The organism is Paeniglutamicibacter sp. ORCA_105 (assembly GCF_045798545.1).
Taxonomy (GTDB): Bacteria; Actinomycetota; Actinomycetes; order Actinomycetales; family Micrococcaceae; genus Paeniglutamicibacter; species Paeniglutamicibacter sulfureus.
On the sequence record NZ_JBIXLM010000020.1, the window covers coordinates 55,523 to 71,018 of the forward strand.

Annotated in this window: 15 protein-coding genes; 8 read left to right on the forward strand and 7 right to left on the reverse strand. The window is 64.9% G+C overall.

Annotated elements, in window-relative coordinates:
* Positions 1-25: 25 nt before the first annotated feature.
* From ACIPUB_RS11540 to ACIPUB_RS11550, 3 genes are all read right to left on the reverse strand, one after another.
* Entirely contained in the window at positions 26-1,213 is a 1,188-nt protein-coding gene (locus tag ACIPUB_RS11540) for a cation:proton antiporter (RefSeq protein WP_407607497.1), read from the reverse strand.
* 17 nt (positions 1,214-1,230) lie between these two features.
* Entirely contained in the window at positions 1,231-1,713 is a 483-nt protein-coding gene (locus ACIPUB_RS11545; protein ID WP_302264888.1) for a cation:proton antiporter regulatory subunit, read from the reverse strand.
* 74 nt (positions 1,714-1,787) lie between these two features.
* A complete protein-coding gene (locus ACIPUB_RS11550) occupies positions 1,788-2,279 on the reverse strand; it encodes an SseB family protein (RefSeq protein ID WP_407607498.1) in 492 nt (163 codons plus the stop codon).
* 110 nt (positions 2,280-2,389) lie between these two features.
* Between ACIPUB_RS11550 and ACIPUB_RS11555 the strand changes: the two genes are divergently transcribed.
* Positions 2,390-4,096, forward strand: a complete 1,707-nt coding sequence (locus ACIPUB_RS11555; RefSeq protein ID WP_407607499.1) for a fumarate hydratase — start codon at positions 2,390-2,392, stop codon at positions 4,094-4,096.
* A gap of 156 nt (positions 4,097-4,252) precedes the next feature.
* On the opposite strand, the gene ACIPUB_RS11560 is transcribed toward ACIPUB_RS11555, so the two are convergent.
* Positions 4,253-5,086, reverse strand: a complete 834-nt coding sequence (locus tag ACIPUB_RS11560; protein WP_407607500.1) for a D-alanyl-D-alanine carboxypeptidase family protein — start codon at positions 5,084-5,086, stop codon at positions 4,253-4,255.
* A 180-nt stretch (positions 5,087-5,266) separates the two neighbouring features.
* Here ACIPUB_RS11560 and dcd point away from each other — a divergent pair, with 180 nt between their 5' ends.
* A complete protein-coding gene (gene dcd, locus ACIPUB_RS11565; RefSeq protein ID WP_407607501.1) occupies positions 5,267-5,848 on the forward strand; it encodes a dCTP deaminase in 582 nt (193 codons plus the stop codon).
* Between the two features lie 57 nt (positions 5,849-5,905).
* On the opposite strand, the gene ACIPUB_RS11570 is transcribed toward dcd, so the two are convergent.
* The 3 genes from ACIPUB_RS11570 to ACIPUB_RS11580 are packed head-to-tail and all read right to left on the reverse strand — an operon-like array spanning position 5,906 to position 8,822.
* On the reverse strand, positions 5,906-6,394 hold the full coding sequence (locus tag ACIPUB_RS11570; protein ID WP_407607502.1) for a GNAT family N-acetyltransferase: 489 nt from the start codon (positions 6,392-6,394) through the stop codon (positions 5,906-5,908).
* A gap of 29 nt (positions 6,395-6,423) precedes the next feature.
* Positions 6,424-7,452: a malate dehydrogenase gene (locus ACIPUB_RS11575; RefSeq protein ID WP_407607503.1), complete on the reverse strand. Its 1,029-nt coding sequence runs from the start codon at positions 7,450-7,452 to the stop codon at positions 6,424-6,426.
* Between the two features lie 26 nt (positions 7,453-7,478).
* A complete protein-coding gene (locus ACIPUB_RS11580) occupies positions 7,479-8,822 on the reverse strand; it encodes an MFS transporter (protein ID WP_407607504.1) in 1,344 nt (447 codons plus the stop codon).
* A 247-nt stretch (positions 8,823-9,069) separates the two neighbouring features.
* Here ACIPUB_RS11580 and ACIPUB_RS11585 point away from each other — a divergent pair, with 247 nt between their 5' ends.
* From ACIPUB_RS11585 to mnhG, 6 genes are read left to right on the forward strand one after another with little or no spacing between them, the layout of a single operon-like run.
* Entirely contained in the window at positions 9,070-12,057 is a 2,988-nt protein-coding gene (locus ACIPUB_RS11585) for a Na+/H+ antiporter subunit A (protein WP_407607505.1), read from the forward strand.
* Complete coding sequence (locus ACIPUB_RS11590) at positions 12,054-12,518, forward strand: Na(+)/H(+) antiporter subunit C (RefSeq protein ID WP_407607506.1); 465 nt, start codon at positions 12,054-12,056, stop codon at positions 12,516-12,518. The genes ACIPUB_RS11585 and ACIPUB_RS11590 overlap by 4 nt, the downstream gene beginning before the upstream one ends.
* The gene (locus tag ACIPUB_RS11595; protein ID WP_407607507.1) at positions 12,515-14,143 is read left to right on the forward strand and encodes a Na+/H+ antiporter subunit D; all 1,629 of its coding nucleotides are present in this window, start codon (positions 12,515-12,517) and stop codon (positions 14,141-14,143) included. Before ACIPUB_RS11590 ends, ACIPUB_RS11595 begins: the two co-directional genes overlap by 4 nt.
* A complete protein-coding gene (locus ACIPUB_RS11600; RefSeq protein WP_407607508.1) occupies positions 14,140-14,754 on the forward strand; it encodes a Na+/H+ antiporter subunit E in 615 nt (204 codons plus the stop codon). Before ACIPUB_RS11595 ends, ACIPUB_RS11600 begins: the two co-directional genes overlap by 4 nt.
* Positions 14,751-15,014 (forward strand): monovalent cation/H+ antiporter complex subunit F, encoded by a 264-nt coding sequence (locus ACIPUB_RS11605; RefSeq protein ID WP_264269961.1) that lies wholly within the window; start codon positions 14,751-14,753, stop codon positions 15,012-15,014. The genes ACIPUB_RS11600 and ACIPUB_RS11605 overlap by 4 nt, the downstream gene beginning before the upstream one ends.
* Positions 15,014-15,421 carry a monovalent cation/H(+) antiporter subunit G gene (gene mnhG / locus ACIPUB_RS11610; RefSeq protein WP_407607509.1) on the forward strand — a complete coding sequence of 136 codons (408 nt, stop codon included), beginning with the start codon at positions 15,014-15,016 and terminating at the stop codon, positions 15,419-15,421. The genes ACIPUB_RS11605 and mnhG overlap by 1 nt, the downstream gene beginning before the upstream one ends.
* Positions 15,422-15,496 lie beyond the last annotated feature (75 nt).

Consider the following 15,496-nt stretch of genomic DNA (forward strand, 5'->3'; position numbering starts at 1 on the left):
AACCTAATCGGGAACGTCGCGCGCGTCAAAATGCGGCGTCGGGCGCCTGCGAGGGTTTGGGCAGGAACGGCCTGGCCAGGGGTTCGGCGAGGCGGGCGGCGACCGGCCCGAATACCGCCAACAACAAGACGTATGCGGTTGCCAAGGCGGCAAGTTCCCCGGTAACCGCACCGGAGGCAACTGCCAGGCCGGCGATGACAATGGAAAACTCACCCCGGGCAATCAAGGCGACGCCGGCGCGAACCCGGCCGGGGATCCCGATCCCGGCCCGCTTAGCCGCCCACACTCCGGTGGCCACCTTCGTCAGCGAGGTGACAATGGCCAACAAGATGGCCATGGGCAAGACCGCGGGAATGCTCGATGGATCGGTGTTCAGGCCGAAGACCACGAAGAACATGGCAGCGAAAAGGTCGCGCAGCGGCTCCAGGACCTTGGTGGCCGAATGTGCGGTTGATCCGGAAATGGCAATACCGAGCATGAATGCGCCGACCGCAGCGGAGACTTGCAACGCTGAGGCCAGACCCGCAACCAGCAGCGCGGCACCAATGAGCTTAAGCAGGAAATTTTCCCGGTCCGAGGAATGGATCAACCGTGAAATCTGCGGCCCGAAGCGCAGGGCGGCCAGCAACACCAGCGTGATGGTGCCCATGGCAATACCCACTGCACGCAGCCCGCCCAGGAATCCGAGTCCTGCCAAGGTTGCGGTGAGCACCGGCAGGTAGACGGCCATGGCCAGGTCCTCGAGCACCAGCACGGACAACACCACCGGCGTCTCGCGGTTGCCCAACCTGCCCAAGTCGGAGAGCACCTTGGCAATGATTCCGGAGGACGACACATAGGTGACCCCGCCAAGGACCAAGGCTCCTGTAACGCCCCAGCCCATGATCAAGGCCAGGGCCGCACCCGGAGTGAAATTCAGGACCAGGTCCACGACTCCGGCGACCCATGAACCTTTCAGCCCGGTGACAAGTTCGCGGGCGGTGTATTCCAGGCCCAGCATGAGCAGTAGCAGGATCACGCCGATTTCGCTGGCAATCTCCCCGAACTCTGAGATGCCGGCAAGGTTGACCACGCCGCCGCTTCCGAAGAGCAGGCCGCCGAGCAGGTACAGGGGAACCGGTGACATCCCGAATCTTGCCGCCAGGCGCCCCAACAGGCCAAGCCCCAAGAAGACGGCGCCGAGCTCAACGAGTATTAGAGCGGTGCCGTGCATGTCCCGCGCACCTCCCCTTAGCCGTTGTTGATCAGGTGCGCTGCTTTTTCCAAACCTGCGGCGGTTCCGACAATGACCAGAACGTCACCCACATTGAGTTCAAAATCAGGAGCGGGGGAGGGGAAGACCTTCCCGCTACGGGAAATGGCGACAACAGAGGTGCCCGTGCGGGTCCGCAGGCGGGTGTCGCCCAGGGTCTGGTCCACGTAGGGGCTTTCATGGCTCAACACGAATTGCTGGGTGTTGACACCGGGCAAGTCGCGGTGCTGGTCCGATAGTTGTGTCACCAGCTGTGGGGCACCGAGCATGGCGCCGATGGCCCCGGCTTCCTCAACGCTCAACGGAATGGACGCGGCACAGGCATCGGGGTCGTCGCGCTGGGAAATGATCAACTGCATCGAACCATCACGCAGGATCACCACGCCGACCCGGCGCCCGGACGCGAGGATTATTTCGCGACGGACACCGAGGCCGGGCAACGACGTATCTTCAAAATCCATGCTCCCACTCTAGACCTCCCGGAACGCGAAAGGAGGCCGGGTTTCGGGGGTGATGCGCGAGGTGTTCTCGACCCCTACTTCGAGGGGTCCTTCGGCGTTCCGTCGAGGTTGAATTCCTCGCGAATGGTCTTCACCCCGGCGGCGTCGATCTCCAGGCACAGTTCGTGACCGGGGTTGATGACCAAGCCTGTGTCCTGCAGCGAGCGGACGACGGTCCCGCCGAGGACCTGGACGCCGTACGGGGCGACATCGATGTAGGCGCCGGGGATGCGGGCCAGGTGGGTGAACAAGGCAATCACCGGCTCGCCCGCGGCGTTCTGCAGGACCATGGGCTGGGCGTTGCGGGCTTCGCCGCTGACTTCCTCGCGGCTGAGGAAATACACCTCGGAATTCATGAGGGTCGCGATGACCTGGCCGTTGAGGGCGGGGTCGTTCTGCGCGGCCCGGATCATCATTTCAAAATGGGTCGCCGGTTCGTTGCCGGTGACGGTCGGTTCAATGCCCAGCGCCGACTGGATGTCGTCGGTGCCTTTGGTGGACTTGGCTTGCGGGTTCTCTTCGCTCATGCCCCCAAGCATGTCTACATTGCGCCCGTCGGCGCAACCCGATGTCTGGTTGTTCGCCCAACCGTCCTAAACTGGTGGGAAACGTTTTGAATCTTTTGCGAGGAAGCCTCATGCCCGAATTCCAGTACGAAGACCTCCTGCCCATTGGGGCGGACGAGACCACCTACCGCCAGATTTCCACCGATGGTGTCCGCACCATCGAGGGTCCGGGCGGCCGAACGTATCTCGAGGTCGACCCCGAGGCCCTGCAGCAGCTGGCCACCACCGCGCTGCACGACATCTCCCACTACCTGCGCCCGGCGCACCTGCAGCAGCTGCGCAACATCCTCGACGACGAGGACGCCAGCCCCAACGACAAGTTCGTCGCCCTTGACCTGCTCAAGAACGCCAACATCGCCGCCGGCGGTGTCCTGCCCATGTGCCAGGACACCGGAACCGCGATCGTCATGGGCAAGCGCGGTTCGCAGGTGCTGACCCAGGGCCCGGACGAGAAGGACCTGTCCAAGGGCATCTACGACGCGTACACCACGCTGAACCTGCGCTACTCGCAGTTGGCCCCGCTGACCACGTGGGAAGAGAAGTCCACGGGCAACAACCTGCCCGCGCAGATCGAACTGTACGCGGACACCGAGCCGGGCCACGAGAACCAGTACAAGTTCCTGTTCATGGCCAAGGGCGGCGGATCGGCCAACAAGTCCTTCCTCTACCAGGAAACCAAGGCCATCCTGAACCCGAACGCGATGTTGAAGTTCCTCGATGAGAAGCTCCGCTCGTTGGGCACCGCCGCCTGCCCGCCGTACCACCTCTCCATCGTCATCGGCGGCACCAGCGCCGAATTCGCGCTGAAGACCGCCAAATACGGTTCGGCCAAGTACCTGGACAACCTGCCGACCACCGGTGCGATGACCGGCCGCGGCTTCCGCGACACCGAGCTGGAGGAGCAGGTCCTTGAACTGACCCGCAACTTCGGCATCGGCGCCCAGTTCGGCGGCAAGTACTTCTGCCACGACGTGCGCGTGGTGCGCCTGCCGCGCCACGGCGCCTCGCTGCCGGTGGCCATCGCCGTCTCCTGCTCGGCCGACCGCCAGATGCTTGCGAAGATCACCCCCGAGGGCGTCTTCGTGGAACAGCTGGAAACCGACCCGGCGCGCTTCATGCCCGAGTCCGACCACCCGGCGATCGCAGCACACGACGATGAAACCAGCGGTGTCTCCGGCACCGGCGGTTCCTCCGTGGTGAAAATCGATTTGAACAAGCCAATGGATGAGATCCTGGCCGAGCTGACCAAGCACCCGGTGAAGACCCGCCTCTCGCTCTCCGGCCCGCTGGTGGTGGCCCGCGACATCGCGCACGCCAAGATCAAGGACCTGCTGGACGCCGGCGAGGAAATGCCGCAGTATCTCAAGGACCACCCGGTGTACTACGCGGGCCCGGCCAAGACCCCGGAAGGCATGGCCTCGGGTTCCTTCGGCCCGACCACCGCCGGACGCATGGACTCCTACGTCGAGCAGTTCCAGGCAGCCGGCGGCTCCATGGTGATGCTTGCCAAGGGCAACCGCTCCAAGCAGGTCACCGATGCGTGCAACACCCACGGCGGTTTCTACCTGGGATCCATCGGCGGCCCGGCCGCCCGCCTGGCCCTGGACTGCATCAAGAAGGTCGAGGTGCTCGAATACGAGGAGCTCGGCATGGAGGCCATCTGGAAGATCGAGGTCGAGGACTTCCCGGCGTTCATCGTCGTCGATGACAAGGGCAACGACTTCTTCTCCGAAACCTCGAAGCCGACCTTCACGGGCCTTCCGATCCGCACCAAGTAGGCCGCGGCAGGAAGATCCCAAAAGGCATCGGTGGTTCGGGTTTAAACCCGGACTACCGATGCCTTTTTGGTTCGCAGTGTGTGGGGGCGTCAGCCCAACGGCGGCTCGCCAAAATCTTCTGGCGCGGCGCGGCAGCTGATGTGCCGCGCCTATTCGTTACCGGGCGAAGTCGTAGCCGATCGACCAGTCGCGGTAGGGCGGAAGGAATCGGAGGATCAGCAGTGCCTCACGCTGCTTCTTGATCTCGGCCGCGGTGGGCGTCTTGACCTTCGAAGCCTTCAGCAGAGCCGCATGGAATTGTTCAAAGGTGACGGTCTTGGACTTTTCCATGGCCTTTGCCTGGTCCACGCCGATAAAACGAAGATGCCATGGCTCGTACTTGTAGCCGGTCACCTTTTCACCTTCGGCCGGGTAGCGAATGATGAATCCAAAGTCAGCGGCGTTGGCGGCTAGCCATTTTCCGCCGCCCGTGTCCCCGAAGCAGGCCTTGAGATCGCACCGGCCGCTGCTCATGCCGATGTCCGCCGCGAGCCCGATCTGGTGCTCGCTGGTGCCGGCAGGTGCCGAGATCCGCGTGGCATAGTCTGTCCCGTAGCGAGCCTTGTATCCATTGAACAGCGCAAGTTGACGGTCGTAGGAACGGTAGGCGCTGAGCACGCTCAGCGACTGTGAATCCTTGCGTGCGGCCTTGAGCAGGCTTTCGAGTGCGGTGGCCGCATCCTTGCGCAGTTCCAGTCCGGTCCCGGAAATCGTGCGCAGGTCCTTGGGCTTGTAGTTCGCCGGATCCAGGGGGTGGTCCCGGCTTACCAGCGCCAGGTACGAGCCTTGGTCCTTCGTCAGTTCGTCGGTGGTCGGTGCCTTACGTGGCTTTTCGGCACGCACGGTTGCAGCTGCGGGTCCCGCGGGTGCAGCCTGTGCAGCGAGCGGGGCCGCCAGCACCAGGCTGACGCCTAACAAGATGGCGGGGATGCCGCCACGAAACAAAGACACGATGTCCCTTCGGGGAAAAAATCTGGATGGAGCCCTTTCAGGATAACTGCAGACCCCGTGGTTCTGCCCATGTCTGACGGGCACTGATTCGCCCTGCGGGGGCACGGCCACCCTGCCGCCGACAATCCGCCCACGTCTTCGATGCCGGAACCACGGGCCAAATGGGATATTTTGGGTACTGTGCTGATTTCTGATGGTGATATTCGACGCGAGCTGGCGTCCGAACGTATAAAGCTGGACCCCTTCGACCCGGCGATGATCCAGCCGGCAAGCGTGGACGTGAGGATCGACCGGTTCTTCCGTCTCTTCGACAACCACAAGTACGCCCACATCGACCCGGCCACGGACCAGCCCGAGCTGACCCGACTGGTGGAAGTCGAGCCGGATGAGCCGTTCATCCTGCACCCGGGCGAATTCGTCCTGGGGTCCACCTATGAAGCGGTCACCCTGCCCACCGACATTGCCGCCCGGCTTGAAGGCAAAAGCTCACTGGGACGACTTGGATTGCTGACCCACTCCACCGCCGGTTTCATTGACCCCGGATTCTCCGGGCACGTGACCTTGGAACTGTCGAACATGGCGACCCTGCCCATCAAGCTGTGGCCGGGCTCGAAGATCGGGCAGTTGTGCTTCTTCAAGCTCTCCTCTCCGGCCGAGCACCCGTACGGTTCCGGAGCCTACGGGAACCGCTACCAGGGCCAGCGCGGCCCCACGGCGTCGCGCAGCCACTTGAACTTCCACAGGACCACCCTGGAAAACTAGGTAGCCAGGCAACTGGCCAATACGCGTGCGGGCCCCGGGGCCGGGTGGGAAATTTTCCTAGAAAACCAGCTTCATGCCCTCGTGGCTGGCGATGAAGCCCAGGCCCTCGTAGAAGCGGTGGGCATCCGCGCGGCTCTTGTCGGTGGTCAACTGGACCAGGGCGCAGCCACGGTTGCGCGCGTGCTCGATGGCCCACGTCAAAAAACTCCTGCCCAAGCCGCGGCCACGGAAGTCTGCGTGGGTGCGAACAGCCTCGATCTGGGCGCGCCAAGCCCCGCGGCGCGAAAGCCCCGGGATAAAGGACAGCTGCAACATGGCGAGAACCTGCCCGTCGCTCTCGCACACCAGTAGTCGGTGCGCCGGATCGCTGTCGATTGCCGCAAAGGCTGCCAGATAAGGCGCCGAATCGGAGTCTGGGGACGAATCACGTGTCGCTCCCAGGGGATCGTCGGCCAACAAGGCCAAAAGTGCTGGAAGGTCCTCCCTGACGGCATCGCGCACCGCGACCTCCAACCCGTCGATCTGCAAGACCGCTCTTTGCTCCACTGGCCATTTCCTTTCGCGGGCAGCCCCCGTTAGACCAGTCCCAGGGACCTGACCATGTCGCGTTCCTCTTCGAGCTCCTTGACCGACCTGTCGATGCGGGCGCGCACGTCCGCGGCCATCGAAAGTCCCTGCTGGATCTCCCAGGCGCCGTCGCGGGCATGTGCCGGGAAGGAACTGACCAGCCCCTTCGGGACGCCGTAGGAGCCGTCGGAGCGGATGGCCGCCGATGTCCAGGAACCGTCGGTACCCTGCACCCAGTCGCGGACGTGGTCGATGGCCGCCGCCGCTGCGGAGGCCGCCGAGGAGGAACCCCTCACGTCGATGATCTCCGCCCCGCGCCCGGCCACCCGGGGAATGAAGGTTTCATTGAGCCATGGGGCCACCTTGCCGGCACCGCCAAGGGCCTCGGCGAGGGCATCGGGCAACGGGCGTTGGGTGCCGTCCTCCACGACGAGGACGCCGTGGGAGACATCGGGAACCTGGGATGCCGAATGGTTGCCCCAGATGATGACATTCCTTATCGAACCCACCCCAACCTCCAGGGTGCCGGCCAGCTGGGCCAGCGCACGGTTGTGGTCCAGGCGGGTCATCGCGGTGAAGCGTTCGGGTGGGACATCAGGCGCATGGGCGGCGGCAATCAACGCGTTGGTGTTCGCTGGATTGCCCACCACCAGGACTTTCACGTCGTCGGCGGCGCCGGTGTTGATTGCCGCCCCCTGGGGGCCGAAGATGGCGCCATTGGCCGAGAGCAGGTCCCCGCGTTCCATGCCCGGGCCGCGGGGCCGGGCACCGACCAGCAGCGCAACATTGGTGCCGGCGAAGGCGCGGGCGGCATTGTCGGTGACCTCGACCGAGTCCAAGGTGGTGAAGGCGCAATCCTGCAACTCCAGGGCGGTGCCCTCCGCAGATTTCAGGCCGGCCGGGATTTCCAGCAACCGCAGCCTGACCGGAACCTCCTGCCCGAACATGGCACCCGAGGCGATGCGAAAGAGCAACGCGTACCCGATCTGCCCTCCGGCGCCGGTCACTGTCACTGTCACTGGTGTTTGGGTGCTCATGGCTCCCATACAACCATCAACGCCGCTCAGGGGCCACGGTCCAGGGGGACCGGCCCGTGGTCCGGGGCCCGCACCGGGATCAGCAGGAGCAGCCCCAACAGGAGCACGACCAGGATGCCCAGGATGCCATAGCGCTGGGCCTCGGCAACGTGGGGGGCCGCCAGCGCAATCGACGCGGCAAACAATGCCGGGGCCAGGAAGCTGACCGCGCGGCCGGTGGTGGCATAGAGGCCAAAGAGCTCGCCCTCCTGCCCCGCGGGGGCCAGCCGGGCCAGGAACGCGCGACTGGAGGACTGGGCAGGCCCGACGAACAGGCAGAGCAGCAGACCGAAGACCCAGAACCCGGAGGCCCCGGGGGAGAGGAAGACACCCAGACCCGCCACGAGCAACCCGATGAGCGAGGCGATGATCACGCGCTTTGGTCCGATCTTGTCATCGAGCACCCCGCCCACCATGGCGCCGAAGGCAGCGACGACGTTGCCGACGATGGCGAAGATGATCACCTGCTGCAGCGGGAACCCGAAGGTTCCGGCGGCGATGATGCCGCCGAAGGTGAACACGGCCGCCAACCCGTCACGGAAGACCGCGCTGGCGAGCAGGAAGAAGACGGTGTGCCGGTCCTTGCGGGCCAAGGCAACGACCCGTCGCCGCAGCTCGGCGTAGGACTGCAGGACGGTGAAGCGCGGCCCGCCGGATTCCCCCGGGATCTCCGGCACCGCGAAGAGCACCGGCAGGCCGAAGCCCAGGAACCACACCGCGGAGAACACTGCGACCAGGCGCAGGTTCAGGGCATCGGTTTCGGAGGCACCGGCCCATGGGAAGATCGGGGTCACCAGAGTGAACAAGACAATGGCCAGCGCCAGGATGCCGCCGAGGTAGCCCATGCCCCAGCCGAAGCCCGAGACCTTGCCGATGGTGGCGGGGGTGGAAATCTGCGGCAGCATCGCGTTGTAGTTCACCGTGGCGAACTCGGCAAACACCGAAGCCATCGCGATGAGCGTCACTCCGAGGACCAGGAAGCGCGGTTCGGGGAAAATGAAGAAGCAGGCCGCGGTGAGCACCGCGACGATTATCGTGTTCACTCCGAGCCAGAAACGGCGGCGTCCGCCGGCATCCGAGCGCAATCCCGTCACCGGGGCCAGCAGTGCGATCGCCACGCCGGCGATGGCCAGTCCGTTGCCCAGGACCACCGAGTTGGCATCCGTGTCTCCGAATAGGTCACTGGTCAGGTAGACGGTGAACACGAAAGTGGTCATCACCGCGTTGATGGCCGCGGAACCCCAATCCCACGAAGCCCACGCCACGACGGGTTTGGTGATAATACGTTGCCGATCGGTCGAGGCCGACGGTGCCGCGGGAAACTCGCTCATGGGTGCATCGTAGCCGCATCGAACCAACAACGGGGATGCCTCGGATAAATGCATCGTGGCGTGCCGCGAAATGAATCATTGTGCGACGGATCTTTAACAATCTGAAATGACGTATTATTCCGCAAGATTTCATCAGCTGAATCACGAGTCAAATCGCCGGGCAAGGGCATGACGGCTGTTAGGATGAAGGAGCCTTTTTGACCGTTTCGCCGCCAGTGTACTGGCCCGCCGACCATAGGAGATACGTGTGCTCCTTGTCCTGATTGCGCTTTTTGTCGTTGCGGGAATTGCACCTTTGATTTTTCGATATCTGGGCCGGTCAACGTTCTATGTCCTGGCCGCGGTCCCGGCGCTGGCCTTCGTCTGGCTGCTGGCGAATTTCTCGGCATTCACCCAGTCCGAACAGGCCGTCGCCAGCGGCGGCCCCAATGCACCGCCGTCCGAGCTCTATAGCTGGATCGGTCCGCTGAACGCCCATCTTGATTTCCGGATGGATGCCCTTGCCGCGGTGATGTGCCTTCTGGTGCTGGGAGTCGGTGCCCTGGTGCTGTTCTATTGCGCACGCTATTTCAAGAACGAGGATCCGCACACAGCCGCCTTCGGTGCCCAACTGCTCGCCTTCGCTGCCTCAATGTTCGGCCTGGTGACCGCCGACGACTTGCTTCTGCTGTTCGTCTTCTGGGAATTGACCACGATCCTGTCGTTCCTGTTGATCGGCTTCAACCGCACCCGCATGAGCGCCCGACGCTCGGCCCTCACTGCGCTGATGGTCACGACCTTTGGCGGCCTGACCATGCTGGCCGGGCTGATCATGCTCGGCAATGCCGCCGGAACCTATCGCATCTCCGAGATCCTGGCCATGGCACCGGACCTCACCGCCCTGGGCACCTACATCGACGTGGCCATTGCCCTGGTGCTGATCGGGGCCGTCTCGAAGTCCGCGTTGGTTCCCTTCCACTTCTGGCTGCCCGGTGCGATGGCCGCACCGACGCCGGTCTCCGCGTACCTCCACGCCGCAGCCATGGTCAAGGCCGGCATTTACCTGGTCGCGCGGTTGGCGCCCGGCTTCAGTGAAACCGCCTTTTGGCAACCGATGCTGCTGTGGCTCGGCCTTGCCACCATGCTCATCGGCGGCTGGCGCGCGCTGAAGCAACACGACCTCAAACTGCTGCTGGCCTACGGCACCGTCTCACAGCTGGGCTTCCTGATCCTGATCATGGGCGTAGGCACCCCCAACGCGGCGCTGGCGGGCCTGGCCATGATGCTGGCCCACGGATTCTTCAAGGCCACGCTCTTCCTGATCGTGGGCATCATCGACCACAAATCCGGGACGCGCGATGTCCACCAGCTTTCCGGGCTCTACAAGTCCTCGCCGTTGCTCTTTACGGTCGCGGCTATTGCCTCGGCCTCCATGGCCGGGTTCCCGCCGCTCTACGGCTTCGTGGCCAAGGAAGCCGTCTACGAGTCCCTCCTGGAATACGCCCAGGGCCATGGCACAACCGGCATTGTGCTGTTCATCGGCGTGGTGGCCGGGTCAATGATGACCTTCGCCTATGCGGCCCGTTTCCTCTGGGGCGGATTTGCAGCGAAGCCAGGCATGGCACCGACCGCCTTCCCCAAGGTGCCGCTGTTGTTCCTGACGCCGTTGCTCGTCCTGACCGCCGCGACCGTCGCATTCGCCTGGATCCCGCAGGTCCTTGAGGGCGCCATTGCCCCGTACATCGGGTTGTTCGAGCCCGCCCAGGCCCCCATCCACCTGGCACTCTGGCACGGTTTCACCCCGGTGCTGGGACTCACGGCCCTGACCATGGTGGTCGGTGCATTGCTCTTCCTGGCGCGTGAAAAGGTCTTTGCCTTCCAGGCCAAGGTCCCCGCGGTGTTCGATGCCGAACGCGATTACAAATACACCGTCGGCGGCGTGGACAACCTGGCCATCTGGCTCACCGGCCGCACCCAGCGTGGTTCCCTGTCCTTCTACCTCGTGGTGATCCTGTTGGTGGCGCTGCTGCTGCCAAGTTCGGTCGCCATCATGCTCAGCACCCCGGACCCGGGGAACTTCATCGCCTTTGACCACCCCGCCCAGATGGTTATCGGCCTGATCATGATTGTCGGCGCCATCGGGGCAGTTCAGGCCAACCGGCGCTTCCTGGCCGTGCTGATGGTGTCGGTCAGCGGCTACGGCATGGCGGCGATCTTCGCGCTACAGGGAGCGCCAGACCTGGCCATCACCCAGCTGCTGGTGGAAACCATCGTGTTGGTGGCCTTCGTGCTGGCACTGCGTGCCCTGCCGGTGGAACTGTGGGCCAAGAACCCCACCGGCCATCGGCTGGGCCGCGCGCTGATCGGCATCGGCTTCGGTGCGTCGATGATCTACATCGCCGCCACCTCCATGGCCTCGCGCGTGGCCGACCCCATTTCGCTGGCCTACCCGGAGCTGGCCTACGTCGGCGGGGCGGGCAAGAACATCGTGAACGTGACCCTGGTGGACATGCGTGCCTGGGACACCTTCGGCGAGATCACCGTGCTTGCTGCCGCCGCCACCGGCGTCGCCTCGCTGATCTTCGTGCGCGGTCGCGGAGACAAACGGCTGCGCGTCTCCGCGGTGCCCCACGGTTCGGTGGACCACGGCTCTGAGGCCATCGGCGGACGTGACCAGAGCCGTGCGGGACTTGCCGTGGCGCGGAACTTCGCGATCTCCAAGAAGGACTCCTGGCTGGTGGCAGGCCATACGCTGGCCCCCGAGCGACGCTCCATCACCTTCGAGGTGGTCACCAGGCTGGTTTTCCACACCATCCTGCTGGCCTCGGTGTACCTGCTGCTGGCCGGGCACAACACCCCAGGCGGCGGCTTTGCCGGCGGCCTGCTGGCCGGCCTGGCCCTGGCCATCCGCTACCTGGCCGGCGGCCGGGTGGAACTGGCCGAGGCCACGCCGGTGAGCCCGGGAACGCTGATGGGCACCGGGCTGGGGCTCGCGGCACTCACCGCGGCGGCACCGCTGCTCTTCGGCGCCCAGATGTTCACCTCCGCCGCCATCGAATTCACCTGGCCGCTCTTCGGGGAGCAGAAGTTCGTGACCTCGACGATCTTCGACATCGGCGTCTACCTGGTGGTGGTCGGGCTGGTCATCGACGTGCTCCGTTCCCTGGGCTCGGAAATCGACGACCGTTCCGAGGGCCGCAGCCCCACCGACACACATGACATGGTTTCCGACGCGGAGACGGGAGTGGGACGTTGAGCACCAATATCACCTTGCTCATAGTGATGGGCGTACTTTTTGCCGTCGGGATCTACCTCCTGCTCGAACGCTCGCTGACGCGGGTGCTGCTGGGCATCGTGGTGCTGGGCAACGGGGTGAACCTGTTGATCCTCTCCGCCGGCGGACGCCGCGGCGAGGCGCCGCTGTACCAGTCGGCGCTGGGCCCGGAACAATACAGCGACCCGCTGCCGCAGGCGCTGATCCTCACGGCCATCGTGATCACCTTTGCGGTGACCGCGTTCATGCTGGGCATCATCTACCGCTCCTGGGTGATTTCCCGGGCCGACGTGGTTGCCGACGACGTCGAGGACCTTCGCGTCTCCCAGCAGTCGACCTTCGACTTCGAGGAAGACTCGCCGGTGCCAGAAGACACCACAGAATTCGAGGGGGACGACTCCGTGCCAACGGACACCACCACCGACAAGGGGCCCGGCGCATGATCGACGCACCACTGAGCGCCGTTTCCTTTGCCCCGCTTGCCGTGGCCCTGCCGATCTTCGGCGCGGCCCTGGCCTTCATCCTGCGCCGCAAGCGCCGCACCCAGCGCGCGGTGACCATTGGCGTCCTGGTGTTCACCCTCATCCTTGAGACCTGGATGCTGGCCACGGTCTGGAACGGCGGGACCTACTCGGTCACCCTGGGCGGCTGGGCGCCGCCCTTCGGAATCTCCATGGTCGTCGACGGGTTCTCCGCCTTCATGCTGGTGGTCTCCACCATCGTCTCCCTCGCGGTGCTGCTCTACGCCACCAGCCAGGGCATGGCCGACGGGGACGAGGACGGGCCGGTGTCGATCTTCCACCCTGCCTACCTGATCCTGGTGGCCGGCGTGTCAAACGCCTTCCTCGCAGGGGACCTGTTCAACCTTTATGTGGGCTTCGAGATCCTGCTGACCGCCTCCTACGTGTTGCTGACCCTCGGCGGCACCACCGCGCGCATCCGCGCCGGAACCACCTATGTGGTGGTGTCGGTGACCTCCTCGGTGCTGTTCCTGATCACCATCGGCATGATCTACGCGGCCGTCGGCACCGTGAACATGGCCGATTTGGCACAAAAGCTGCCGGAGATCTCACCGGGCACCCAGACGGTGCTGCATGTGATGCTGCTGGTGGCCTTCGGGATCAAGGCCGCGGTCTTCCCGCTGTCCTTCTGGCTTCCCGACTCCTACCCCACGGCCCCGGCACCGGTCACCGCGGTGTTCGCCGGGTTGTTGACCAAGGTGGGCGTGTATGCCATCATCCGCACCGAGACCCTGCTCTTCCCCGGGAACCAGCTCTCCGACGCGCTGATGGTCGTGGCCGGCCTGACCATGCTGGTGGGAATCCTGGGTGCCGTGGCGCAGACCGACATCAAGCGAATGCTTTCCTTCACGCTGACCAGCCACATCGGCTTCCTGATCTTCGGCGTGGCCGTGGGCAACCAGCTGGGACTCGGCGCCACCGTGTACTACGTGGCCCACCACATCGTGGTGCAGACCTCGCTGTTCCTGGTGGCGGGGCTCATTGAGCGCCGCGCCGGAACCTCGAACATCGACAGGCTCGGTTCCCTCGCGAAGCTCTCCCCGCTGCTGGCCCTGCTCTTCTTTGTCCCCGCCATGAACCTCGGCGGCATCCCGCCGTTCTCCGGCTTCCTGGGCAAGCTGGGGCTGGTCCAGGGAGGTGCCGAGCTGGGCACCCCGATGGCCTGGGCGCTGGTGGGAGTCTCCCTGCTGACCTCGCTGCTGACCCTGCTGGCCGTCGCCCGCATCTGGAACAGGGCCTTCTGGCGCAATGCCGAGGACGCCACGGACCCGGACCCGCTGCTGCTGGTGGGCGTCTCCGCGGCGCGCGGCGCCACCTACGACATCGTCGCGGACGAGCCGGCAAGCCGCTATTCCGACCGCGGCAACGCAGCCCTGCTGCCCAACGGCATGGTCGCCATGACCGCTGCCCTGGTGCTGGTGGGCGTGGCGTTGACGGTGTTTGCCGGGCCGCTCTTCGACTTCACCGACAGGGTGGCCATGGAAATGCTGGACAAGGGCAACTACATCGAGGCCGTCCTCGGCACCGGAGAAGGGCAGGCACGATGAGCCCGGAACAACGACTGGTCGACGCCAAGGACGAGAGCGGCCATCGCCAACGCTCCACGCTGCGCCAGGAAATCCCGCTGCTGATCGGCATGACCCTGGTGTGGGGCGCGCTCTGGCAGGACTTCGCCGTCGGCAACCTGGTCTTCGGGCTGCTGATCTCGCTGCTGCTGGTGCGGGTCTTCCGCCTGCCGCCGATCATCCTCTCGGGACGCTTCAACATCTGGCGTGCAGTGGTCTTCATCCTCGCCTTCCTGCGCGACATCACCCGTGCCAGCTTCGAGGTCATGTTCCTGGCGATATTCCGCGGCCCGCGGACCACCAGCGCCGTCATCACCGTCACGCTGCGCACCGAGTCCGACCTGCTGGCCACCTGCGTGGGCCACGTGCTGACGCTGGTGCCCGGCTCCTATGTCGTCGAGGTGGACCGCAGGTCCTCCACGCTGTACCTGCACGTGCTCAATGTCAACGACCAGGCGGGCGTGGAGAAGGCCAGGGCGGCCGTCCTGCTGATCGAGGAACGGCTGATCCGCATGATGGGCACCAAGGAAGAACTGGCCGCGCTGAACGCCGAAACAACGGCCCCGAACAACGAAGACGGAGCACCCTCATGATCATCGTCCTGTGGATCTGCGGCATCACGCTCTCGATTGCCGCCTGCCTGGCCATCGTCAGGCTGGCAATGGGCCCGTCCATCCTGGAACGCGTCATCGCCACCGACGTCCTGCTGCTGATCATCTCCGCGGCACTCTGCGTGGAGATGACAGTCAACCGGCACACCAACAATCTGGTCTTCGTGCTGCTGGCGTGCCTGGTCGGGTTCGTGGGTTCGGTCACCGTTTCCCGCTTCGTCACGGATCGGAGAAACGCCTGATGCTTGACACCATCATCGACATCATTGCCGGGACGTTCATGATCGTCGGCTGCCTGATGTCCCTGGCCGCCGGAATCGGCATGCTGCGCTTCCCCGACCTGCTCTCGCGCCTGCACGCGGCTACCAAGCCGCAGGTGCTGGGTTTGTTCCTGCTGCTGGCTGCGCTCGGGCTGGAATTGCGTTCCTGGGCGGTGCTGCCGGTGCTGGTCCTGGCCTGGTTGCTGCAGTTGCTCACCGCGCCGGTCTCCGCGCACATGGTGGGACGCGCCGGATACCGGACGCGGCACCTCAAGCGCGAGACACTCGTGGCCGACGAACTGGCCGCCGTCGTCGATGCCGCGGCCCAGCGCGAGGAACAAGACCACGGCAAGGGCCAGCCCCGGGACCGCACCGACTTCATCGACTAGGGCGCCCTCGGCCCGCCGGTGGTTGGCGAAGGCCCGGTTCCAGGCCGGCGTCCGGGACGGCTCGGCGGCAAATGA